A 22,334-nucleotide genomic window follows, 5' to 3' on the forward strand; every position below is an offset into this window, starting at 1 on the left:
TAAAAGCCCGGTTGGTGAAAGCTAATAATCGGTGGGGGATGAACAAAACCCCCACTGATTAAAGTTTCACTTTATCCGACAGGAAATAGCGTATTCTTCTTCTGAGGCTGATTGACGAGCGGTTTTGCTTTCCCAGCGTAATAAAACTTGTGAAATTTCCCAAGTGAGTTGTTGTAATTCCTCTGGAGTTAAAAATAAATGAGATACAATATGGCTCCCTGTATTTGTTCCTTCCGTGCCTGCTTCTTCAATATAGAAATGAGCAGATTTTGCTTTATAGTACTTTTCAATAATCCCTCGTTTTTCCTTTGTATCTACTAATTCAAGTAAGCCTCCGTCAAATAAAATTTGGATGTGATAGTGAACGCTACCAGCAGATTTATTTAGTTTAGTAGATACTTGTTTTGCAGTGAGTGTTTCGTCTTTTAAAAGGTGAAGAATTTGAATGCGAGTTGCATTGGAAATTAGCTTTTGTTGTTCTGCTGAAATGGTAAGTCGATCCTCAAACATTATGTTAGCCCCTTTCTTATAATCTAAATTTATTGTACATTCTAAAAAATTAGAACGTAAGAGAAATAAATCGCCTTTTTCTTGTGAATTTCGACAAAAATAAAAATGGCATGAACATATACATGCTATTAAGTGATAGTAGATTCTTCACTAAGTTTCCCGCGATAAAACAGGTAAAGCCATATAAAACTAACGAAAATACAGCATATAGCTAACAGGCTACCAATAACTTGCGGAGAAAGAATTTCTAAAAGCCATCCTGTTATAAACATAGATAACTGAATAAGAGATCCGTAAATGGAATAATGAAATGAAAAAACTTTACCAATCATGTTTTCTTCTGTATACATTTGTAGCAATGTCGTATCAAGTGGAACGATGATTCCTCCTGCTATGCGCATACAGAGCAATGTAATGATACCGATAATAAGTTGATCGGATAGAATGAATACGAGAAAGAAAATTCCTTGTAGTAAATAGGCCCAACCAAATGCTCTTTTCATTTTGTCTTCATTTTTAGATATGTATAGGTTAACGAGAAGGCTACCAATCATAAGTCCAGCCCCTTGAACCGTATATAAAATTCCAATGTTAGAGTGAAAAATTCTTTCGGCATAGATTGTTAAGAGTAGTTGATAAGCACCTCCAATAATTCCCCATGAAATTCCGACGAGAATTAATGTTAAAATAATTTTTCTTTGTAATATGTATAACCATCTTTTATATCAGTAAAAAATGCTTTTTTCGTGCTAAAAGCGTCACGAGAAGGGATCTTTATTTTATAAATAATATAGGCTGAAATAAAGTATGATAGGCTATTAATAAAAAAGGCAATCTCGATACTTAAAGATTGTGCAATGAGCCCACCTAAAGAGGCTCCCATAATAGACATAAAACCATTGATTGTACTAGAAAGAGAGTTAGCGGTTACGAAATACTTTTGATGTACGATATTTTTTAGGGTTGATTGCTTAGCAGGCTCGAATAAGCAAGAGAGTACTGATAAGCATATATTAGAAACGAAAATAATTTCAATTTTGTAGAATGCTAATAAATAAGTGAGGACGATAATCCCTCGTAAAATATCGGTGAAAATCATAATTTTCTTTTTTGAAAAACGGTCTACAATTCCGCCTATGAATGGGCTCAGAAGAAGTTGAGGTAACCCTTTGCTCATAAAGGTGAGTGCTAACATAAATGAAGATTCTGTTATGCTATAGACGAGTGTTAATAAAGCGACAGTATGAAACCAATCCCCAAGTATACTTAATGTTTGACCATAAAATAGTCTTTTGAAGTTTGTATTTGTTTTAAGAAGCCTGTAATAAGAAATTGACATAAAAAATTAAACCGTATCTACAAGTGATGCCTGTACTTGTTTTTTCCATTCACTTAAATACATTTTCTCTGCTTTAGGTAGTCCAACAGGCAATTGTGCAATGAATTCTAAACTATTTCCATCAGGATCGTTAAAATATACGGAGGCGTGTGCTAATTCTGGAAAAACGATTGGTTCAATTGGTTCCATCCCAAAGTCTTTTCGTGCTGAAATTCCTTTCTGTTTGAGCCAGTGTATTGCGTTTTCTAAATCGTGTAAGCTTACTTGGAAGGCGATATGTCGTAAGGCTGGATGATAATTAACTTTGTATTCTTTTCCTTCCCAAAGACCAATCCAACTTTCATTTTCTACAATCCAAAAGAAGGCGATATCTTTGTCTCTTTTATATAATTTTAGCCCTAGTGATTCATAAAAAGGTATCGAAATTTCTAAATTACAGACAGGTAAATGTGCTTCATAAAGACCTTTAATCATTATAATCCTCCTTAGTAACAATGTTTCTTATTCAATAGTAAACGATGTTTTGTTTATTGAAATCGCAAAATAGAAGGAGAATAAACTCATACGAAAGTATGAAAAAACAGCTCAATTATGAGCTGTTTTCGTATAGTTTTTAGTTAACATATTTTATTCATTTAGGGTTTAGCGAAAAGGATACGTATTATATTTAAAATCCTCCGCCGCCACCCCAACAGCTACATCCGATAATAATTAGAAGGATGAATAGCACGATGAGTAAAGCAAATCCACCGCCGAAACCAGCGCAACTACCACCAAAGCTCATGTTTTCCCCTCCTTTTTAGTAAATTAATTTATATAACTAATGGATTACTCTATAAGATATGTTTTTATTTGGAAAAGGAGCAAGTCTTACTTTTAATTAGACAAGAGCCTGTGAGCTGATTTAGATATGATATTCACTTTGTTTTATAGTGCTTTTTTGAAAGCGGTAAAACAATATGGAAGTGTATAATAGGGGAATGTATTGTAAATGAAAGGCGTATGTAACTTACAATTCCATTAAAATTTCTTTTCATAAATATAAAATTTGTAAAAAAAACCAGTTTTTTATTTTTTTATGAGTGAAAATGTACTATAATTTTACAAGTAATATTATGGGAAAAGGGAGTTTTAGTATAGAGATGGAGATGGGACAATTACACAATAAAATAGAACACAAAAAGAAAGAGTTAATGCAACTTGTTGCTAGGCATGGATTAGGTCATAATAAAGTTTTGTTATTTAGTCGAGATTTAGATATACTAATTAATAAGTTTATGAATATAAAAGACAAAGTATATAAGTGATTAATCTTTATTTTTTATATTAAGATTATTTATTTGTAAAGGGGAAAACAGTTATGGAACACTTACAAGAAGAGTTGTATAAACAAATAAAAGAAGAAAAAGGTGCAGTTACTATATTTTTAAAGAGCGGAGTAAGAATAGTAGGGGAAGTAGTTGGAGTAGATAGATTTACAGTATTAATATTAGTAGATGGAAAACAACAACTTATTTATAAGCAGGCAATATCAACAATTATGAAATAAGACACTCAAAATGAGTGTCTTATTTCATAATTAAATGGTTACTTTTTGCATGCTTCAACGTCAATACCAGCAGCGATTAATTTTTTTTCTCCGTCTTGTTCAATGATTTTTTGTAATTTAGATAAGAAAGAGTCAAAATCTGTATGTTTACCAACTTGGAAAGTCATTTTATGCTCAATTGGTAACCAAGTATCAATATCAGCTTCATTATGTTGAATTTTCACTTCAAGTTTATCAAGTGCGTTAGCAACTTTTGCTTCATACGTTTCTTTCGCTTCGAACTCCATCCATAAATCGTATAATTCCACGCCGAGAGAACCTTCTAGTGTATGTTTAATATTTAAAATAGCCTTTTGCTCATTTTTTTGTTTTTGTAATTGTAATTCACGGCTATTCATCGTATCAAAGGCAGGAATATCACCAGCTTCTGCTTCGACAAGGTCATGAATAATAACCATTTTAAGTAATTTTTCTATATTTACTTTTTGATCTAAATAAGGCTCAACTAAGATAGCCATTAGGGACATACGCCACGTATGTTCAGCAACACTTTCTTGACGTCCGTTAGAAAGCCAACTATGTCGCATTTCATATTTTAGTTTTTCTGCTAATGCAATGACTTGTAAAATGTTATGTTCCATCGTGATCCTCCTCATATTTCCATACTATAATTCTAATATAGAAATGAAATGTGTCAATTTTATGAGTATATTGCGATAAATAGATGATAAGCGTATAATGAATGTTATATGTGAAAACGCATTATTAAAATAAAAAAATGTTTTATAAAAATGAAAAGGAAGGGCAGGAATATGGGAGACGAAAATCAAGGATTAGCTAGAACGCAAAGGAAAAAAAGGAAGTTTGATATTTCTAGCCCCTTTGGCATTGTAGTTGGTTTCGTTATTTTAATTGCAGCGATCATGCTTGGCGGTGGTGGAATAAAAGCTTTTAAAAATTTCTTAGATGTTTCATCTATTTTGATCGTTATAGGGGGAACAACAGCGACAATTATTGTGGCATATAGATTTGGAGAAATAAAAAAATATACGAAAAGTATTTTTACTGTTTTACATAGAAGAGAGGAAAATCTAGAACAGTTAACGGATTTGTTCGTTGATTTTTCGAAAAAGTCTAAAAAACATGGTTTACTCTCGTTAGAAGTTGATGGAGAGCAAGTAGACAACCCTTTTATTCAAAAGGGAATTCGTTTAATGTTAAGCGGTTATGATGAAGCAGAATTAAAAGAAGTATTAATGAGAGATGTTGAAACAGAAGTATATGAGTTAAGAAAAGGAGCAACATTATTAGATAAGATTGGTGATTTCGCTCCAGCGTGGGGTATGATAGGAACTTTAATTGGTCTTATTATTATGCTTCAAAACTTGCAAGATACATCGCAAATTGGTACAGGGATGGCAGTTGCTATGTTGACGACATTGTATGGATCTGTTATTGCAAACATGATTGCAATACCGCTATCTGAAAAAGTGTATCGTGGCATTGAAGATTTGTATACAGAGAAGAAGTTTGTAATAGAAGCAATTTCAGAGCTGTACCGAGGACAAATTCCTTCTAAATTAAAGTTAAAACTTGATACATATGTATATGAAACGAAGATAAAAAAAGAAAAACGAGCAGCCTAATATTTCAAGGGGTGATATGATGATAAAACGACCGCAAAAAGGATCGCCTCGTTGGATGACGACTTTTACTGATTTAACGATGTTATTGCTAACTTTCTTTGTATTACTAGTTGCGACTTCAAAACAAGATACAGTAAAATTATCGAAGATGCTTGAAAAGTTTAGTGATGCAGAGCAAGTAGATGCGAAAGTAATGGAAGGTACAATACCCGATATTTCACATGAAAAAAATGATGAAAAAGCAGTTTCAAAAAAACGAATGGATGAATTGTATAAAAAGTTAAAAGCATATGTAGATAATAATGGTGTTAGTCAAGTGAATGTATATCGCGAAGATACAGGCGTGAGCATCGTTATAGTGGATAACTTGATATTCGATACAGGTGATGCGAATGTTAAACCGGAAGCAAAAGAAGTAATTAGTCAATTAGTAGGGTTCTTTCAATCGGTACCAAACCCAATTGTTGTAGAAGGACATACAGATAGTAGACCGATTCATAATGAAAAATTTCCTTCCAACTGGGAATTATCTTCAGCACGAGCAGCTAATATGATTCACCATTTAATTGAAGTGTATAATGTAGATGATAAAAGGTTAGCAGCGGTAGGATATGCGGACACAAAACCAGTAGCATCAAATGATTCACCGCAAAATTGGGAGAAAAACCGGCGCGTTGTAATATATATTAAAGAATAATATATTTCTATTTTATTAATAAAATAATAAAAATAAAGAAATTCTTTTAAAAAAATATTAAATTTTCTCGTTTTATTTTGTATAATGAGTGAGAATGATAAGGTGAAATATTAAGATATATTTATACATAGAGGGAGAGAACCAAAAAGAATGGCACATAAAATTTTAGTTGTAGACGATGCGATGTTTATGCGAACAATGATTAAAAACTTATTAAAAAGTAATTCAGAATTTGAAGTTATCGGTGAAGCAGAGAATGGGGTAGAAGCGATTCAAAAGTATAAAGAACTTCAACCTGATATTGTAACACTAGATATTACTATGCCAGAAATGGACGGACTTGAAGCATTAAAAGAAATTATGAAAATTGATTCGAGTGCAAAGGTTGTTATTTGTTCTGCAATGGGACAACAAGGTATGGTGTTAGATGCAATTAAAGGCGGGGCAAAAGACTTTATTGTAAAGCCATTCCAAGCCGATCGTGTTATCGAAGCTTTAACAAAAGTAGCAAATAGCTAATATAGAAGGGGTGCCACAAAGAATCAAATCAATGATAGTAGATAGATATGTGGCCCCCTTTTTTCTTGTTATAAAACACTAAATTGTTATACATAAATGAAATGTTTGTCAGACAGGTAGGGGATTAAAATGCAAACAGATCTATTAAATATATTTTTTGAAGAAGCAGAAGAACATTTACAGTCGCTAAATGAAAATGTGCTAAATTTAGAACAGAATCCTGCCGATATGGGTGTTGTAGGGGAAATATTCCGCTCAGCTCATACGTTTAAAGGTATGTCTGCGAGTATGGAATTTACAGAAATGGCGGATTTAACGCATAAGATGGAAAATGTTTTAGACGAAATCCGTCATGGAAATATGATGGTGAATGCTAATATTATTGATGTTATTTTTGAGTGCATTGATAATTTAGAAAAGATGGTTGCAGATGTGCAGCAGGGCGGAATGGGTAATATTGATGTTGTATCTACAAAGCATAAATTAGAAGCGTTATTAAACGGGAATGTAGAAGCTTCTATGGAACAAGTAGAGCAAAGTAGTATAAACAATGATGATACAGTTTCACATGAAGTATATATAACCGTTGAACAACAAGCCATTTTAAAAGCAGTACGTGCCATTATGTGTATTGAAGCATTACAAAATGTAGGGGATATACAAAAAACGGTTCCAAGCATTGAAGAAATCGAAGCGGATGCTTTTGGATTTGAGTTTACAGTATATATGGAGACCGATCGTAGTGTTGAAGAATTGAAACAGGTGGTGCTTCACGTTTCTGAAATTGAGAAAGTAGAAGTGAAGCAAGGAAATATAGCTGAAGAAGGAATCGTACAATCTATTGCAGCAACGCAGCTGGATCCATCTCTAGAGGCACGAACTCCAACAGCTAGTACTACACCGGCTAAAAGTACTACAAAAACGAAAAATGCTAAAGTAGAGAATCGTTCTATTCGTGTTCAGTTAGAAAAAATCGAAAGATTAATGAATATGTTTGAAGAAAGTGTAATTGAGCGTGGACGAATTGATGAATTAGCAGAAACGATTCAAAATAAAGAGTTAATCGAGCATTTAAATCGATTAGGGGATATTTCAAAAGATATCCAAAATGTATTGTTAAATATGCGTATGGTACCGATCGAAACGGTCTTTAATCGTTTCCCGCGTATGGTACGTATGTTAGCGAAAGATTTAGGTAAAAAAATCGATTTACAAATTAAAGGTGAAGATACTGAAGTTGATAAAATTGTTATTGACGAAATTGGTGATCCACTCGTTCATTTAATTCGTAATGCAATTGATCATGGTATTGAAACTGTCGAAAACCGACGTGATGCCGGGAAGAATGAGACAGGTACTATTAAATTAGAGGCGTTTCATAGTGGAAATCATGTCGTAATTCAAATTACTGATGATGGAAATGGTATTCATAAAGGAAAAGTATTAGAAAAAGCGATAAAAAATGGTGTTGTAACGGAATCAGAGGCAAATAAATTAACGGATCGTGAAGTGTTTGATCTTATTTTTCAACCGGGATTTAGTACAGCGGAAGTTGTATCTGACCTTTCTGGACGTGGAGTTGGATTAGATGTTGTTAAACATACGATTCATAGTTTAGGTGGGCATTTAATTATTGATTCTGAAGAAGGAAAAGGAAGTACATTCAGAATTGAACTTCCTTTAACATTGTCTATTATTCAATCAATGCTTGTTCAAACAAGTGATAAGCGTTATGCGTTGCCTCTTGGCAATATTGTTGAAGCCATTCGAATTAAGAAAGAAGACATACAATCGTTACAAGGAAAAGACGTTTTAAACTATCGCAATCAAATTATTGAAGTGAAACATTTAAGTACTGTATTTGGTGAAAAAACAGTAGATGAGGCGTTCGCATCATATGATAGTCAAATGGTTCCTGTGTTAATTGTTCGTAATACACATCGTAGCTATGGACTTATCGTAAACACAATTATCGGTCAAAGAGAAATAGTCTTAAAGTCATTAGGTGATTTCTTTGCAGAGAGCTCTAACTATTTCTCTGGTGCGACAATTCTCGGTGATGGACGAGTGGTCCTCATTTTAAACCCAGAAGGTTTATAATAGGAATGAAGGAAGCTCCCCACTTGTATACAATTGGGGAGCTTTTTGGATAGAACTAATAATATAAGTATATGAAAACCGTCGTTTACACATATTGTGGAAATAAATACATGTTCACAATTCGGATGATAAGTCTGGTAAAATATAACGAGTGTAATAGAGAGTTTAAATCATTTGATAGAAAAACAAAAATGAGGAGGCAGGAAAAATGCCTGAGCAACACACAAAAGGGGATACTGGCACAATTGTGCTAGAAAAAGAAAATGAACATTTAACGCCTCAAGAATGCGATATTCTTGGTGAGATTGCTAATATATCATTTGGTTCAGCTTCGACTGTATTATCAACAATTTTAAATAGGCAAGTAAGTATTACTGCTCCTCAAGTAGAATTGGTAGATTTATATGATACAAGTGATGTTGAAATTCCACATGTTGTATTAAATATCCATTTCACAAAAGGATTAGATATGGAAAATCTTCTTGTTTTAAAGCAAGATGTTGCTTTATCTATTGCTGATTTAATGATGATGGGAACAGGTGAAGTTGAAGAGGGAAAAGAGCTTGGTGAATTAGAGTTAAGTGCAGTACAAGAAGCTATGAATCAAATGATGGGATTCGCAGCAACATCTATGTCAGAATTCTTCCAAGATACGGTAGACATGTCTCCGCCAACAATTAAAGTTGTGCAACTTACAGAAGAGATGGAGAAGATTTCTGGTATTAATGGGAATAATATGGTTGTTAAAGTATCGTTTGAATTAAAAATAGATAATCTTGTGAATTCTCAGCTTGTACAGGTTGTTTCAGTTGAACATGCGAAGCGAATGATAAATAAATTGTTACAATTATCTGGTGGTGTGGAAGAAGGAATAGATGAGCAGGCGGAAGTGCAGGAAACTGAGATTGTAGAAGAGCATGTGGAAAAGGAACAGTTAACACAAGAAGAGAAAGATGTACTTGGTGAAATTGCGAATATTTCAATTGGTTCGGCTTCAACAGTACTATCGACGCTTTTAAATCAGCCTGTCACTATTAGTACACCAAATGTAGAGGCGATTAATGTTCGTCATTATGAAGGAGTACCGGTTCCGTTTGTTATTTTAAATGTCGATTTTGTTGAAGGACTAAAGAATGAGAATGTATTCGTATTTACGAAAGATGTTGCTTTAACAATGGTAGATTTAATGATGATGGGAACGGGTGAAATTGATCCGGAGAAAGAGCTAAGTGAATTAGAGTTAAGTGGCATTAAAGAAATTATGAACCAAATGATGGGGCATGCTGCAACAGCAATGTCAGAAATGTTTAAAGAAAAAATGGATATGACACCACCAGACGTTAAATTTGTTTCTTTAAAAGAAGAAATGGAATATTTGGGAGAATCGATGGCAGTTGACGAACTCGTTCAAATTACTTTTAATCTTGAAATTGGTGATCTCCTTCAATCAAAGATGTATCAAATACTACCGATATCAGAAGCGAAAGAGATGGTTAGACGACTTCTATATCCGATGGTGGAAGAGCAAGAAGAAATAGTTGAGGAAGTTGTTGAAGAGGAAGAAATTCCTGCACCAGTCGTACAGCCAATTGAATATAAAGAAGTCAAGCAAGTTGAGCCAGTATATATGGATGCATCTATTCTACAAAATGTAGAAATGAATGTTAAATTTGTATTTGGAAGTACAGTGAGAACAATTCAAGATATTTTAAGTCTACAAGAAAATGAAGCGGTCGTACTTGATGAAGATATTGATGAACCGATTCAAATTTATGTGAACGATGTATTAGTGGCGTATGGAGAACTTGTAAATGTAGATGGATTTTTCGGAGTAAAAGTGACGAAATCGCTATAAGGCGTCAAAATAGGAGTTTGAACAAATAGATGAAAAACGTAAAGTTTTTTCTAGTTAGTTGGCTATTCTTACATATATGTATATTTTTCCCGTTGGAAGGGCAGGCAGAAGAAAAAAGTGTGCAAGATCAAAATATAAGCGAAGTGAATGACCAAGAGGGGAAAAATAAAGAAGTTCAGGAAAAGCCGGAACAAGTGGGAATGCCCTCGGTTGAAGATGAAAAAAAAGCAGTAGAAAATGAGCAAAGGAAAGAACAAAAAGAAGAAAGAACGATAGAAACAGACCGAGGGGTTATTACGGTTAGTAAGCAGGAGCTAAAGGTTGGCGAAGAAGTGTGGATTGCTGTAGAACCAAATGAGAAAAACATTCAAAGTGTAAAAGGCATATTACAATTACAAAAAAATGGTGAGCAGTACAGACAAGAGAGAATAATATCTTTTGAGTATGAAGAAGAAACGAAGCGATGGATCGCTAATTATAAGGCCGGAATATATGATTTACAAGGTGATTGGAACCTTAGGCTCGTTGAAAGCTATAAAGAAGATGAGAAGGAAGAAGTAATAAAGAACGAATTAAATGTCCCGCTCATTCGTATAAACAATGAAGCACCAACTATAGATAAAGAATTGCCGAAGTTAGAGAAGGTTACTATTGATGAGGCAAAAGGGAACTTGATTGAACGGAAAAAGGGAGAATCCGTTCATATACGAGTACAAACAGTAGATATAGAATCGGTTGTTAAAGAAGTGCGCGTTATATTAAAAGGAAAAGAAGAAGGTAACGATATTACTTTTTTATTAGACTATAATAAATACGACATGGATTGGCAGAAAATATTTGAAATAACAGAAGCTTTACCTGTTGGGCCACATCAACTTATTGTGGAAGTAACAGATGGGGCAGGTAACAAACTTGTGACAGAGAGTGAATATACCATTTCTATTATCGAACAAAAAGTGAAAGATGATGAAAAGATAGAAGAACATGAGAATCAAAATAAACTAGAAGATAAAAAGGAAACTGAGAAGCAGGAAGATTCGAAAATAGAGACTCCGCTTCTGGAAGAAAAACTTCCAGTTATTCAAATTCCAAAGCAAGACGAGAAAGTAAACTATTTTATAAAAGAGCCGTTGAAAGAGAAAGAGGAAATCAACTACGTTATAAAAGAGCCAGCGACAGACAATAAGGAAGTAAATAATGTGAAGGCTCATAAAGAGAAAAAAAGCAAAAATGAAAATCAAGTCGTTTCTAAAAAGAACGAGAAAATAGAAGAACAAGAGAAAAAAGAAGAAAAAAGTGAACAGGGAGTACAAGCCTCTAATGTGTTTGCTATTATGTCAGGATTATTTGTACTATTTTTAGTTTTAAAGAGTAATAAAGAGTGGGGCTAATAATTTGATAGTAGTGGAGGCGCTTAGATGGAAATTAAACGTACGACAATTGAAAATAAGACGCTACAACCATTAAAACAGCCTGCAGCTATTTCAGAACATGAAATTCAGAAAGAACGAAAGCATAGTAATTTAGTGTTTAGTGGGCAGTCTAAAATTATTTCGAAAAATAATGAAATAGGCATTTTACTTGCAAGTTTAGGCGATGGAAAGATTATGAAGGAAATACTTTCTAAAGAGATGGATACAGTGTTACAACTCTTTAAAAAGTTACATACGTTATCTGGAGAAGGTAAGCAAACAGAAAAAATATTTGAACAAGTAATTAGAAGCTTACAAGGACTTGTTAAGCAGGCACATATAAAAGATCTTCCTTTATTAGATGGAACGTATGATTTCGCTGAAGTACAACTATCATTTGGTAGAAAGGTACATATTCCGTTACTAGATGTAAGTGCACTTATCTCTAGAGTGGAGAGTGATTCTTCAGAAGGAAATATAAATTTAATGGTAACGGTTATTACTGCTTATATAACGAAATTGTCTAACGAAACCATGTTAATTAGCGTTACAGACCGCACGGCAAAAGATCGGGATGTCAGTGTATGGAGAGCGCTCGCAGAAATGAATATGACACAATTGTCCCAGACGTTGAAACATACAATGCAAGAACATAAATGGTCTATGACGTTTCTTTTTCTCTTTATATGGATTGTTGGTATCATTTTAATTCGAGTTATATAAAAAGGTCGTCACTTCATGAAGTGCACCCCAATTGTTAGACATGGTCTAACAATTGGAGGTGCATTTTTTATGGCTAAATTTTCTTCAAAAGAAAAAATCCAAGCGGTGAAACGATATTTAGATGGTTCAGAGAGTGGAAAAACAATTGCTAAATCTATAGGAGTTACTCCTGTTTTAATTCGTGAGTGGATTAGACGATATGAATCTTCAGGTGAAAGGGCCTTTGACAAGTGCTATACATTATACCCAGCTCAGTATAAACTAGATGTACTTTATTATATGAATGAACACGGGACATCTATCAGAGAAACAGCGGCGCTTTTCAATACTCCGTCTTATGAAACACTTCGGAAATGGAAAATAGCCTATGAAACAGGAGGATTGGATGCCCTACAATCAAAGAAAAAGGGGCGTCCAACCATGAAAGATAAAAAAATAAAACCAGTAGTAGAAGGTTCAATAGAAGCACTACAAGCCGAAAATGAGCGTTTACGGATGGAAAATGCATATTTAAAAAAGTTGAATGCCTTAGTTCAAAACAAGGAAAAATCACCAAACAAGACAAAGCGCAAGTAATCTATGAGTTAAGGCATGAATTTCCTGTCAAGGAGTTACTTCAACTCGCAAACATTCCACGTAGTACGTACTATTACTGGATGAAACAGTTCAATCGTCCTGATCCAAATGCGGAGGTAAAAGAACTGATTCAAGCTATTTATAATGAACACGATGGGTGTTATGGGTATCGTCGTATTCGTGATGAACTTATGAATCGTGGACACAAAGTAAATCATAAAAAAGTGTATCGCCTTATGAAAGAATTAGGGTTAAAATGTCTTGTTCGTATGAAAAAATATCGCTCTTACAAAGGGACAGTTGGGAAAATTGCGCCAAATATTTTAAATCGCAACTTCCAAGCTGTAAAACCAAATGAAAAGTGGGTTACAGATATTACGGAGTTTAAGTTATTTGGGGAGAAGTTATACTTATCACCAATGTTGGATTTGTTTAATAGTGAAATTATTACCTATACAATTGGTTCAAGACCGACCTATTCCCTTGTTTCAACGATGTTAGATCAAGCTTTTGAACGTATAACAGATCAGGATAAACTCCTCATTCATTCTGATCAAGGTTGGCACTATCAAATGAAACAATACCGTCATTCACTTAAGAATTGTGGCATTACTCAAAGTATGTCTCGCAAAGGAAACTGTTATGACAATGCCGTTATTGAAAATTTCTTTGGTATCATGAAATCAGAATTTCTGTATCGAAAAGAATTTGAAAGTATAACACATTTCAAACAAGAATTAGCAAAGTATATAGAATACTATAATCATAAAAGAATTAAGGCAGCCTCTAGGGTATGAGCCCGATACAATACCGGGCTCATACCCTAGAGGCTGCCTAATGAAACGACCTGTCTAACTTTCAGGGATCACTTCATTCATTGTGACGACCTTTTTTATCCCGTAAAAGCCCGATTGGTATGGGCTGATTAAAGTTTCACTTTATATTTTTTCATAGAAGAATGTATCGAATCGCTGAAGATTGTAACGTTCGGGTGTTAAAATTTGTTCAGTACTACCAACAAATAATACGCCACCTTTTCGTAAGGAACGACTAAACTTTTCATAAAGTTTTACTCGTGCTTCTTCTGTAAAGTAAATCATAACATTGCGACATATAATTAAATCGTAATTTGTATCAAATGACTGCATTAAGAGGTCATGTTGTTTGAACGTAACGTTTTGCTTAATGTTTTGATGCAATGAATATGTATCATTATCTTTTGTGAAATGACGCTCTTTCAAATCGATAGGTAATTCTTTTAAAGAACGTTCTGCATAACGACCACGTTTTGCAGTTTCTAAAATATGAGAATCAAGATCTGTTGCTTTAATTTCATAGCGAAATGGAGATAGATGTTTCGATAAAATTAAAGAGAGTGTATATGGTTCTTCACCGGCAGCGCAAGCAGCACTCCATACTTTTAATTTCCCATTATTTTGTTCAAGTAATTTTGGTAGTGCTTTCGTCTCTAACGTTTGCCAGCGTTCTTTATTTCTGAAAAACTCTGAAACGTTAATTGTAATATAGTCTATAAAACTTAAAAATAAATTTTGATCGGCACGTAAATGATTTAAGAAATTTGCGTAGTTGTCAAATCCTTTTCTTGAAATGAAAGCATCGATTCTACGGCGCATTCTATCTTGTTTATACGAAGCGATATCCATATTGAATTGTTGTTTAAAACTCGCGATAAAATGATCATAATCTTGTTCAATTATCATATTTATAATAGGCACAATAACGATATTGTGCCTCCCCCTTTACATCATACGAATTTTTTGTTCAAAGCTTTTTTTCATCTGCTTTTCATGTAAGCCTGGTAAATCATAAATAACAGCATCAATTCCTGCTTCTTTTGCAACGTCAACGGGAATGACAGATGTATGTTTGTCCCCGTTATAAAAACAGAGAACTAAATCGGTATCTTCAATAATTTGTTTTACAAAAAACATAAAATCTGATCGATAAATGGAGTCGGAAGGGTGATCAAAAGCAACATACTCGGCTCCGTGTTTTTTTAAGTAATGAACGACTTCTTGAAATTCATCTGTTAATGCTTGTAACGGTTGTAGCGTGTAAAGGCATAAATTTTGAGCGAGTCTTTCGTTTTCGATGAAAAAACGAAGAACTTCATTTTCGATAGATTTATAACATAATATGTAAATTTTATGTTTGTGAGCATAGTCAGTTAAAAATTTTTTAATTTCATCTTGATCTAATGCTGTTAATTGATTTGAACCACAAAGAAAAATATTCATAGAATTGTGCCACCTCATGCTAAATTGTAACATATCTTTTATAAAAAATAACTGCAAAATATTACTGTTCAGAGTATAATTATAAATAACTGGATTTTACGATTAAGTTTAGGAAGAAATAAAAAAATAAATAGGTGATATATATGCTACGTTCTATCTCGCATAATCCAATTTTATCGCATATACCGCCTGCTACTCAAATGCCGAAAGAAGCAAATGTCAGGACAGGACTTGCATTTTCGGATAATTTGCATGCAGATCCGAAAAAAGATAAATTGCTAGAACAAATGGAAGCACTTGTTGATAATATTGGAGAAATAAAAGAGAAAATTGAAATGGAATTAACGCTTGATAATGTCATGGAATACAAAAATACAGTGAAATCATTTTTGAATTTTTACGTAGATAATGTATTGCAATATAAAGACGTTATGTCTCGTCATCCGCGTTACGGATATTCACAGAAAATGACGATTGTGAAACAAGCAGAAATGGGATTAAATGAATTAGAAGATGTGATGAACTTAATTAATACAAAAACTGGACATTTAGAAATGTTAAATCAAATTGGAGAAATCCACGGTTTAATTGTAAATTTAGTCTTGTAAAAGGAAGGAAGCTATATGTACATACAATTATATGAGAAGCTCGTTATTATTCAAAAAGCATTTGAAAACATTCAAACGCTTGGAGAACAAATATATGAGAATTTAAAACATAAAAATGTAAATGCAGTTCAAAAGTTGCAAGTAGAGCAATTGCAGTACATTGATGGTTTAAAAGGATTATCGAGCTCATTTGAAGAAATGGTTATTCAGTTTTGTAAAGAAAAGAGCGTTGAACCATCTCGCGTGAGTACATTATTTTCGTATTTTTCTCATGAAGAAATTGAAAAAATGGAAAAAATACAAAAAAACTTAGTTGAATTAGAAGAGAGTGTAAAAATGATTCTTTTAAAAAATCAATATTACTTAAACGTACTATTAAAAACTACAGAAAGTATTGTGGATTCCGTTTCTGAATATAATTTGGAGAGAAACAATAATTCGCAAATCTTTATGAACGTACTATTGTAAAGGAGAAGTGAAGCTTTATGAGATTATCTGATTATAATACGCCGTTATCTGGTTTATTAGCAGCTCAAATGGGGTTACAAACGACAAAACAAAACTTATCTAACATTCATACACCAGGTTATGTGCGTCAAATGGTGAATTACGGATCTGCTGGGGCAAGTAATGGGAGTTCACCTGAACAGAGAATTGGTTACGGTGTGCAAACATTAGGCGTTGACCGTATTACAGATGAAGTGAAAACGAAACAATTTAACGATCAAGTATCTCAACTCTCGTACTATAATTATATGAATTCTACTTTATCGCGTGTAGAGTCTATGGTTGGGACGACAGGAAAGAATTCATTAGCTAGTTTAATGGATGGATTCTTTAATGCGTTTCGGGAAGTAGCGAAAAATCCAGAACAGCCAAATTACTACGATACATTAATTTCTGAAACTGGAAAGTTCACAAGCCAGATAAATCGTCTTGCGAAAAACTTGGATACAGTGGAAGCACAAACGAAAGAAGATATTGAAGCGCATGTAAATGAATTTAATCGTCTCGCAGCTAGTTTAGCAGAGGCGAATAAAAAAATCGGACAAGCTGGTACACAAGTGCCAAATCAGCTTTTAGACGAACGTGATCGCATTACTACAGAGATGTCTAAGTACGCTGATATAGAAGTATCTTATGAATCAATGAATCCAAATATTGCAAGTGTTAGAATGAATGGTGTTTTAACAGTAAATGGACAAGATACATATCCACTTCAATTAAATAAAGAAAAAGAACCAATGTCTGTCGGGATTTATGGCTCGGTTATTCCTTTAACTAGCGGAGCTATTTTATCAGCGATAGATACGAAAGCCAAGGTTGCTAGTTATAAGAAAAACCTTGAAGAATTAATGAGTTCTGTAAAAAATCAAGTGAATACAGTGATGGGAAAAGAGTTCTTCGTTGTAGATCAAGCGAAAGATATTAAGTTAAACCCTGAATTCGCAAAAGATATTTCGAAAATGAAAATTTCTGCTGAAACGGCAAATGAACTGGCAGGGATTACAGATGAAAAGTATAAAGAGGGCCTTTCTTATAAACAAGCATTAGATCAATTTATCGTTGGGGTAGCTTCTGATAAAAGTGCAGTGAATGCGTATCAAAATATCCATAAAGATTTATTAGAAGGTATTCAGCAAGAAAAAATGAGTATTGAAGGCGTCAATATGGAAGAGGAAATGGTTAATTTAATGGCCTTTCAGAAATACTTCGTGGCGAATTCTAAAGCTATTACAGCGATGAATGAGATGTTTGATAGTTTGTTTTCGATTATTAGATAATGAGGAATAAAAGCGCCCCCTCTTTCTTTTATGGTTGGAGAGAGGGCCTGCGAAGGATAGAGGCGGTCAGTGCCTATTAGTGGCCCAATCGATGTGAGACCAGAGATATGAGATGGTTGAAGGGTAAGTTAGCTAAGAGGAAAGCCATGTTTAGTAAATGTATCGCTCTCGTGTTAAATAAAAATGACAAAGCTCCCTTTTATGAGGGAAAAGAGTATCCGTCGTAGGGTGGAAGTGGAGAGCCGTATATAGTTGCGGTTTCTTCTTCACGCCAATTCAAATATAGATAAAGGAGAAGATGGAGATGAGAGTATCTACGTTTCAAAATGCAAACTGGGCAAAGAATCAGATGATGGATTTAAATGTGCAACAGCAATACCACCGAAATCAAGTAACTTCAGGGAAGAAAAACCTTCTTATGAGTGAAGACCCACTTGCAGCAAGTAAATCATTTGCGATTCAACATTCATTGGCAAATATGGAACAAATGCAAAAAGATATAGCGGATTCGAAAAATGTGTTAACACAAACTGAAAATACTTTACAAGGTGTTTTGAAATCTTTAACAAGAGCAGATCAATTAACAGTACAAGCATTAAATGGAACAAATAGTGAAAAAGAATTGAAGGCTATTGGTGTAGAAATTGATCAAATTTTAAAACAAGTTGTATATTTAGCGAATACGAAAGAGCAAGGCCGTTATATTTTCGGTGGTGATAGTGCAGAGAAGCCACCGTTTACAGAAGATGGTACATACCAAGGTGGAAAAAATGATGTGAACTGGCAACTAAATGACGGTTATGAATTCAAAGCGTTCCGTAACGGAGAAGCATTATTATCCCCAGTTATAAAAACGTTAAAACAGATGAGTGAAGCGATGCAAAACGGTGACCCAAAAGCGTTAAAACCGTTATTAGAAGGAAATAAGCAAAACTTAGATGGCATCATTAATCGTACAACTGAAGTTGGTTCGACAATGAACACAATGGAGACGTTTAAAACAATTTTAAGCGAGCAAAATGTAGCACTTCAAGAAAATCGTAAAGAAATTGAGGATGTTGATTTAGCGGTCGCAATTTCTGATTTAGCTTATATAAACGCAACGTACGAAGCAACATTAAAAGCTGTTAGTACGATGAGTAAAACGAGTATTTTAGATTACATGTAAATGATAAGGAGTGAAAAATATGGCAGGGACAATATCTAATTATGGTGACAGACAGCAAATATGGAATTTAGGAAATAATATGATAGATACAAAGAAGTTAGTAGATTTAGAGTTACAAGCATTGGAAATGAAAAAATCACCATATACTACACAAAAACAAACGTTAACAAATGAAAACAAAGTGTATGCGAGCATGAAAAAAGAGTTTGCAAATTTTGTGCAAGTATTCAAAGATTTAAACACATTTAAAGGTGATGAAAAGAAAACAACTCTATCCAAAGATGGTTTTATGACAGCACAGGCGGATGCTGCTGCAATTCCTGGAACATACACAATTACAGTAGAGCGAGTAGCAGAAAGGCATCAAATAACTACAGCTCCACTTACTCCCCCAAAAACTCCTGAAGGTACGGAGCAAAAATTCAGTTTAGATTTAAAGCTTGGAGTAGATGATGTATTTCAGATAAATGGAAAAGAAGTTAAAATTTCGGAAGATATGACGTATAAAGATCTTGTCAATAAAATTAATAATGGAAATTATGGTGTATCCGTATACACATTAGGGGATCAACTATTTTTCACATCTACTATTGCAGGAAAAGAGGGAGAGCTGAAATTAACGGATGGTGCCAATGGCTTTTTACAAAATATAGGGCTGGTTACTTCTGCGAAAAATACGGATGGAACGAATGCCATTGCACATCAAGTGACAGGAGCAGTAAATGCAGAATATACAATAAATGGAATTAAAGGAACTAGTAAAACAAATAAGATTGATACAATTCCAGGATTAACTATTAACTTAGAAAAGGTAACTACAGAGCCAATTAAATTAACTATCGAAGATTCAGATATAAAAAATTCGATAGATTTAATCAAAAAAATGAAAGATGAGTATAATAACGCTGTTAAAAGTTTAGATTTGTTTTCTGGTGAAAATGGAGTAATGCAAGGGAATAATGTTTCATTTGCTATCAGTAATGCAATGACAAGCATTTTTAGATTTTCCCAAGATGATAAGTATTTATTTTCTTTTGGGATTCAAATTGATAAAACAGGAAATATGACTCTTGATGAAGAGAAATTGAAAATAGCTTTTAAAGAGAATCCAGAATCTACAAAACAATTTTTCTTTGGTTTTAATGGCATTGGTCATGATATAGATAAAAAGCTCGAGGGAATCTTTGGAGATGAAGGGATTATTGGAAAACGCTCTAAAAGTATTGAAAAGCAAGTAACTGATTTAGAGAGAAAAATTCAAGATATTGATACAATTAATAAGAAAAAACAAGAATCAATTATTGATAAATATGCAAAGTTGGAAAGCCAGCTAGCATTGCTTGATAGTCAGCTGCAGACAATCAAAGCAATGACAAAAACAAAAAGTGATGATTAATGAAAGCTGAGGAAGTGATTATATGCAAGCATGGCAACGTTATATGCAAAACGATATTATGACGAGTAATCCGATTAAAAATACAATATTTATTTATGAAAGATGTATCGTGGAGTTTCGTAAATTAGAAGAACTTTTAAATACATTTAAACTTCAAGAAGGAGACGACCTTCTTGAAAAGTTAGAACGTATATTTGAAGAGTTGAAGCTTCAATTAAATCCTGATATTTCGAAAGATTTATATGACAGCCTATTCGGTTTATACGATTGGGTTAGCATTCAAATTCAAACGATGAAAGTAACGCGTGAAGCAAAAGACATTGATGCGATTGTACAAGTGTTACAAGATTTAATAGACGGTTACCGTGGAGCGCTCGAAAATGAACAATGATATTTATCGAACGTTTGTCAGTTGTTTTAATGGAATCGGTGAATTGCAGGTTTCAGATGAAGAATTTGCTGAGAAAAGTGAGATGTTAAATCGTTGGATGATGACATTGGATGAAGAAACGCGCACGCAAGTTGCAACGGAAGTTACCCCGTGGATTATTAAGGCAGCGCAGCATATTCGAGATAAGCAAAAGATTTTGGAAGAAATGATTATGGAAAATGATGGGCGAATGAAAGCTAATTCATTTTATGGTAAATATTAATGATAAAGTATGGAAACGGATTCCCCTTTTTAAAAGGGAATCCATTCCTTGTTTAAATAAAGAGTTCCGCTGATTGAGGTTTCACTTTATGCCTGTAATGAGAAAGTAATCTAAAAAATATAAAAATTGACTTTGATTTGTATTTCATATATCGAAATATTTCATGGATTACTACGTGTATACATTTTTTTGTATTCTTTTTTATATTTTTGTATTTTTCTAAAGACAACAATGGAAAAATGGAATAAAATATGTAAGGGTACATGATAGTTAATATTTTAATAAACACATATAAGAAAATAAATAATGAAGTGAAACTTCCATCAGTGGATCATTAAGGTAGAAAAGGAAGGGTGTGGAATATGCCAGATTTAGTGAGTGATGTAAGCCATTATATGAATTATTTAGTGACGAAACGAAATACTGTTTCTAGTAATATTGCAAATGCGAATACGCCTGGCTATAAAGCACAAGATGTAACATTTGCTGAGCAGATGAGTAAGAGTAGTGCGTTATATAAGAACAATGCGGCTGATTTAAAGAGTAATCCAGATTTATATCAAACGAATGAAATGCACTTACCGACAGTAAATATGAAAAATACATATGCAAAGATTCAAACGAAATCAATGCAAACGAATCAAGATGGAAATAGTGTGGATGTAACGACAGAAATGCTAGATTTAATGAAAGCAAATCAGTTATACGGTATTTCAATTAATGCAATTAATACACAATACGCAATTAACCAAGCAGCACGTGGACGTTAAAGGTAGAAGGAGAGACAACGATGTTTCAGGCAATCAATGCAAGTGGCTCAGGCCTAACGACAGCGAGAAAGTGGATGGAAGTTACTTCTAACAATATCGTAAATGCAAATACGACGGGAGCACCGGGTGCAGAGCCGTATCACCGCCGAAGTGTGGTGTTAGAATCAAATAATAGTTTTGCAAGTATGTTAGACGGGGCTCCTACTAACGGAGTGAAAATAAAAAGTATTGAAGCAGACAAAACGGAAAACTTAGTGTATGATCCGACGCATCCGCACGCAAATGAAGAAGGATATGTACGTTATCCAAATATTGATGTAACTGCTGAAATGACGAATGTTATGGTTGCTCAAAAAATGTATGAAGCAAATACAAGTGTATTAAATGCGAACAAAAAAATGCTCGATAAAGATTTAGAAATTGGACGAGGATAAGGGGGAAGATAGGGATATGAAAATTCAACCAATGTTAAATACACAGCCATTTGGAGCAATTCAGTCAATTGGTGCACCGAAAACTTCGGAAAATTCTGTGGTTGAGGGAAAAAAGTTTATTGATTTATTGGAAGATATGAATCAAACGCAAAATAATGCGCAAACAGCAGTATATGATTTATTAACAAAAGGGGTAGGAGAAACACATGACGTTTTAATTCAGCAAAAAAAAGCTGAATCTCAAATGAAAACGGCTGCTCTCGTACGTGATAATCTTATTGAAAATTATAAGTCACTAATTAATATGCAAATTTAGGAAAGTGGACGGGTGTGTTTA

Annotated in this window: 25 protein-coding genes and 2 pseudogenes; 20 read left to right on the forward strand and 7 right to left on the reverse strand. The window is 33.7% G+C overall.

Annotation, left to right across the window (positions count from 1 at the left end; translation table 11 throughout):
• Positions 1–66 precede the first annotated feature (66 nt).
• The 4 genes and pseudogenes from KPL75_RS22225 to KPL75_RS22240 form a co-directional block, all read right to left on the reverse strand.
• Positions 67–510 carry an ArsR/SmtB family transcription factor gene (locus KPL75_RS22225; protein WP_042889389.1) on the reverse strand — a complete coding sequence of 148 codons (444 nt, stop codon included), beginning with the start codon at positions 508–510 and terminating at the stop codon, positions 67–69.
• 128 nt (positions 511–638) lie between these two features.
• A pseudogene (locus KPL75_RS22230) lies at positions 639–1,849 on the reverse strand (MFS transporter).
• Between the two features lie 6 nt (positions 1,850–1,855).
• On the reverse strand, positions 1,856–2,323 hold the full coding sequence (locus tag KPL75_RS22235; protein ID WP_219917810.1) for a VOC family protein: 468 nt from the start codon (positions 2,321–2,323) through the stop codon (positions 1,856–1,858).
• A 193-nt stretch (positions 2,324–2,516) separates the two neighbouring features.
• Complete coding sequence (locus KPL75_RS22240) at positions 2,517–2,633, reverse strand: YjcZ family sporulation protein (protein ID WP_000007805.1); 117 nt, start codon at positions 2,631–2,633, stop codon at positions 2,517–2,519.
• 304 nt (positions 2,634–2,937) lie between these two features.
• Here KPL75_RS22240 and KPL75_RS22245 point away from each other — a divergent pair, with 304 nt between their 5' ends.
• A complete protein-coding gene (locus tag KPL75_RS22245; RefSeq protein WP_002149180.1) occupies positions 2,938–3,156 on the forward strand; it encodes an aspartyl-phosphate phosphatase Spo0E family protein in 219 nt (72 codons plus the stop codon).
• Positions 3,157–3,209: 53 nt separating this feature from the next.
• A complete protein-coding gene (gene hfq, locus KPL75_RS22250) occupies positions 3,210–3,398 on the forward strand; it encodes an RNA chaperone Hfq (protein ID WP_002012071.1) in 189 nt (62 codons plus the stop codon).
• Positions 3,399–3,436: 38 nt separating this feature from the next.
• On the opposite strand, the gene KPL75_RS22255 is transcribed toward hfq, so the two are convergent.
• Entirely contained in the window at positions 3,437–4,039 is a 603-nt protein-coding gene (locus KPL75_RS22255; RefSeq protein WP_219917811.1) for an HD domain-containing protein, read from the reverse strand.
• Positions 4,040–4,210: 171 nt separating this feature from the next.
• On the opposite strand from KPL75_RS22255, the gene KPL75_RS22260 reads away from it, so the two are divergent.
• From KPL75_RS22260 to KPL75_RS22295, 8 genes and pseudogenes are all read left to right on the forward strand, one after another.
• Positions 4,211–5,044 (forward strand): flagellar motor protein MotP, encoded by an 834-nt coding sequence (locus KPL75_RS22260; RefSeq protein WP_219917812.1) that lies wholly within the window; start codon positions 4,211–4,213, stop codon positions 5,042–5,044.
• Positions 5,045–5,063: 19 nt separating this feature from the next.
• On the forward strand, positions 5,064–5,741 hold the full coding sequence (locus KPL75_RS22265) for an OmpA family protein (RefSeq protein WP_002012067.1): 678 nt from the start codon (positions 5,064–5,066) through the stop codon (positions 5,739–5,741).
• A 150-nt stretch (positions 5,742–5,891) separates the two neighbouring features.
• Entirely contained in the window at positions 5,892–6,260 is a 369-nt protein-coding gene (locus tag KPL75_RS22270; protein WP_000940577.1) for a response regulator, read from the forward strand.
• 129 nt (positions 6,261–6,389) lie between these two features.
• The gene (locus KPL75_RS22275) at positions 6,390–8,360 is read left to right on the forward strand and encodes a chemotaxis protein CheA (protein ID WP_219917813.1); all 1,971 of its coding nucleotides are present in this window, start codon (positions 6,390–6,392) and stop codon (positions 8,358–8,360) included.
• Positions 8,361–8,568: 208 nt separating this feature from the next.
• A complete protein-coding gene (locus KPL75_RS22280; RefSeq protein ID WP_219917815.1) occupies positions 8,569–10,215 on the forward strand; it encodes a flagellar motor switch protein in 1,647 nt (548 codons plus the stop codon).
• Between the two features lie 29 nt (positions 10,216–10,244).
• Complete coding sequence (locus KPL75_RS22285; RefSeq protein ID WP_219917817.1) at positions 10,245–11,606, forward strand: transglycosylase; 1,362 nt, start codon at positions 10,245–10,247, stop codon at positions 11,604–11,606.
• 27 nt (positions 11,607–11,633) lie between these two features.
• Positions 11,634–12,350: a hypothetical protein gene (locus KPL75_RS22290; RefSeq protein ID WP_219917818.1), complete on the forward strand. Its 717-nt coding sequence runs from the start codon at positions 11,634–11,636 to the stop codon at positions 12,348–12,350.
• 69 nt (positions 12,351–12,419) lie between these two features.
• Positions 12,420–13,764 (forward strand): annotated as a pseudogene (locus KPL75_RS22295) (IS3 family transposase).
• 100 nt (positions 13,765–13,864) lie between these two features.
• Here KPL75_RS22295 and KPL75_RS22300 read toward each other — a convergent pair.
• Together KPL75_RS22300 and KPL75_RS22305 are read right to left on the reverse strand one after the other, a co-directional pair.
• A complete protein-coding gene (locus KPL75_RS22300; protein ID WP_219917820.1) occupies positions 13,865–14,647 on the reverse strand; it encodes a CheR family methyltransferase in 783 nt (260 codons plus the stop codon).
• A 39-nt stretch (positions 14,648–14,686) separates the two neighbouring features.
• A complete protein-coding gene (locus tag KPL75_RS22305; RefSeq protein ID WP_215574703.1) occupies positions 14,687–15,184 on the reverse strand; it encodes a flagellar motor switch protein FliG in 498 nt (165 codons plus the stop codon).
• Between the two features lie 143 nt (positions 15,185–15,327).
• Here KPL75_RS22305 and KPL75_RS22310 point away from each other — a divergent pair, with 143 nt between their 5' ends.
• From KPL75_RS22310 to fliE, 10 genes are all read left to right on the forward strand, one after another.
• Positions 15,328–15,792, forward strand: a complete 465-nt coding sequence (locus KPL75_RS22310) for a YaaR family protein (RefSeq protein WP_219917821.1) — start codon at positions 15,328–15,330, stop codon at positions 15,790–15,792.
• A 15-nt stretch (positions 15,793–15,807) separates the two neighbouring features.
• On the forward strand, positions 15,808–16,260 hold the full coding sequence (locus KPL75_RS22315; RefSeq protein ID WP_219917824.1) for a hypothetical protein: 453 nt from the start codon (positions 15,808–15,810) through the stop codon (positions 16,258–16,260).
• 17 nt (positions 16,261–16,277) lie between these two features.
• Positions 16,278–17,576: a flagellar hook-associated protein FlgK gene (flgK, locus tag KPL75_RS22320; protein ID WP_219917826.1), complete on the forward strand. Its 1,299-nt coding sequence runs from the start codon at positions 16,278–16,280 to the stop codon at positions 17,574–17,576.
• Positions 17,577–17,880: 304 nt separating this feature from the next.
• Positions 17,881–18,744, forward strand: coding sequence for a flagellar hook-associated protein 3 (locus KPL75_RS22325; protein WP_215574706.1), 864 nt, complete (start codon positions 17,881–17,883; stop codon positions 18,742–18,744).
• A gap of 19 nt (positions 18,745–18,763) precedes the next feature.
• Entirely contained in the window at positions 18,764–20,140 is a 1,377-nt protein-coding gene (locus KPL75_RS22330) for a flagellar hook-associated protein 2 (RefSeq protein WP_012260664.1), read from the forward strand.
• A 22-nt stretch (positions 20,141–20,162) separates the two neighbouring features.
• The gene (gene fliS, locus KPL75_RS22335; RefSeq protein ID WP_002135382.1) at positions 20,163–20,531 is read left to right on the forward strand and encodes a flagellar export chaperone FliS; all 369 of its coding nucleotides are present in this window, start codon (positions 20,163–20,165) and stop codon (positions 20,529–20,531) included.
• A complete protein-coding gene (locus KPL75_RS22340; RefSeq protein WP_079519204.1) occupies positions 20,521–20,793 on the forward strand; it encodes a flagellar biosynthesis protein FlgG in 273 nt (90 codons plus the stop codon). The genes fliS and KPL75_RS22340 overlap by 11 nt, the downstream gene beginning before the upstream one ends.
• Before the next feature lie 362 nt (positions 20,794–21,155).
• Positions 21,156–21,563 (forward strand): flagellar basal body rod protein FlgB, encoded by a 408-nt coding sequence (gene flgB, locus KPL75_RS22345; RefSeq protein WP_001113113.1) that lies wholly within the window; start codon positions 21,156–21,158, stop codon positions 21,561–21,563.
• A gap of 20 nt (positions 21,564–21,583) precedes the next feature.
• On the forward strand, positions 21,584–21,997 hold the full coding sequence (gene flgC / locus KPL75_RS22350) for a flagellar basal body rod protein FlgC (RefSeq protein WP_219917828.1): 414 nt from the start codon (positions 21,584–21,586) through the stop codon (positions 21,995–21,997).
• A gap of 16 nt (positions 21,998–22,013) precedes the next feature.
• Positions 22,014–22,313 carry a flagellar hook-basal body complex protein FliE gene (gene fliE, locus KPL75_RS22355; RefSeq protein ID WP_215574709.1) on the forward strand — a complete coding sequence of 100 codons (300 nt, stop codon included), beginning with the start codon at positions 22,014–22,016 and terminating at the stop codon, positions 22,311–22,313.
• Positions 22,314–22,334: the final 21 nt, after the last annotated feature.

The organism is Bacillus sp. NP247, from assembly GCF_018966865.1.
GTDB lineage: Bacteria > Bacillota > Bacilli > Bacillales > Bacillaceae_G > Bacillus_A.

What these genes read in the sequence shown, in the direction of transcription:
- fliS (WP_002135382.1), top strand. Translation starts at nt 20,163, where the DNA reads ATGCAAGCATGGCAACGTTATATGCAAAACGATATTATGACGAGTAAT.
- KPL75_RS22290 (WP_219917818.1), top strand. Translation starts at nt 11,634, where the DNA reads ATGGAAATTAAACGTACGACAATTGAAAATAAGACGCTACAACCATTA.
- flgB (WP_001113113.1), top strand. Translation starts at nt 21,156, where the DNA reads ATGCCAGATTTAGTGAGTGATGTAAGCCATTATATGAATTATTTAGTG.
- hfq (WP_002012071.1), top strand. Translation starts at nt 3,210, where the DNA reads ATGGAACACTTACAAGAAGAGTTGTATAAACAAATAAAAGAAGAAAAA.
- KPL75_RS22300 (WP_219917820.1), bottom strand. Translation starts at nt 14,647, where the DNA reads ATGATAATTGAACAAGATTATGATCATTTTATCGCGAGTTTTAAACAA.
- KPL75_RS22310 (WP_219917821.1), top strand. Translation starts at nt 15,328, where the DNA reads ATGCTACGTTCTATCTCGCATAATCCAATTTTATCGCATATACCGCCT.
- KPL75_RS22305 (WP_215574703.1), bottom strand. Translation starts at nt 15,184, where the DNA reads ATGAATATTTTTCTTTGTGGTTCAAATCAATTAACAGCATTAGATCAA.
- KPL75_RS22340 (WP_079519204.1), top strand. Translation starts at nt 20,521, where the DNA reads ATGAACAATGATATTTATCGAACGTTTGTCAGTTGTTTTAATGGAATC.
- fliE (WP_215574709.1), top strand. Translation starts at nt 22,014, where the DNA reads ATGAAAATTCAACCAATGTTAAATACACAGCCATTTGGAGCAATTCAG.
- flgK (WP_219917826.1), top strand. Translation starts at nt 16,278, where the DNA reads ATGAGATTATCTGATTATAATACGCCGTTATCTGGTTTATTAGCAGCT.
- KPL75_RS22225 (WP_042889389.1), bottom strand. Translation starts at nt 510, where the DNA reads ATGTTTGAGGATCGACTTACCATTTCAGCAGAACAACAAAAGCTAATT.
- KPL75_RS22315 (WP_219917824.1), top strand. Translation starts at nt 15,808, where the DNA reads ATGTACATACAATTATATGAGAAGCTCGTTATTATTCAAAAAGCATTT.
- KPL75_RS22285 (WP_219917817.1), top strand. Translation starts at nt 10,245, where the DNA reads ATGAAAAACGTAAAGTTTTTTCTAGTTAGTTGGCTATTCTTACATATA.
- KPL75_RS22255 (WP_219917811.1), bottom strand. Translation starts at nt 4,039, where the DNA reads ATGGAACATAACATTTTACAAGTCATTGCATTAGCAGAAAAACTAAAA.
- KPL75_RS22280 (WP_219917815.1), top strand. Translation starts at nt 8,569, where the DNA reads ATGCCTGAGCAACACACAAAAGGGGATACTGGCACAATTGTGCTAGAA.
- KPL75_RS22260 (WP_219917812.1), top strand. Translation starts at nt 4,211, where the DNA reads ATGGGAGACGAAAATCAAGGATTAGCTAGAACGCAAAGGAAAAAAAGG.
- flgC (WP_219917828.1), top strand. Translation starts at nt 21,584, where the DNA reads ATGTTTCAGGCAATCAATGCAAGTGGCTCAGGCCTAACGACAGCGAGA.
- KPL75_RS22330 (WP_012260664.1), top strand. Translation starts at nt 18,764, where the DNA reads ATGGCAGGGACAATATCTAATTATGGTGACAGACAGCAAATATGGAAT.
- KPL75_RS22265 (WP_002012067.1), top strand. Translation starts at nt 5,064, where the DNA reads ATGATAAAACGACCGCAAAAAGGATCGCCTCGTTGGATGACGACTTTT.
- KPL75_RS22325 (WP_215574706.1), top strand. Translation starts at nt 17,881, where the DNA reads ATGAGAGTATCTACGTTTCAAAATGCAAACTGGGCAAAGAATCAGATG.
- KPL75_RS22270 (WP_000940577.1), top strand. Translation starts at nt 5,892, where the DNA reads ATGGCACATAAAATTTTAGTTGTAGACGATGCGATGTTTATGCGAACA.
- KPL75_RS22235 (WP_219917810.1), bottom strand. Translation starts at nt 2,323, where the DNA reads ATGATTAAAGGTCTTTATGAAGCACATTTACCTGTCTGTAATTTAGAA.
- KPL75_RS22245 (WP_002149180.1), top strand. Translation starts at nt 2,938, where the DNA reads ATGTACTATAATTTTACAAGTAATATTATGGGAAAAGGGAGTTTTAGT.
- KPL75_RS22240 (WP_000007805.1), bottom strand. Translation starts at nt 2,633, where the DNA reads ATGAGCTTTGGTGGTAGTTGCGCTGGTTTCGGCGGTGGATTTGCTTTA.
- KPL75_RS22275 (WP_219917813.1), top strand. Translation starts at nt 6,390, where the DNA reads ATGCAAACAGATCTATTAAATATATTTTTTGAAGAAGCAGAAGAACAT.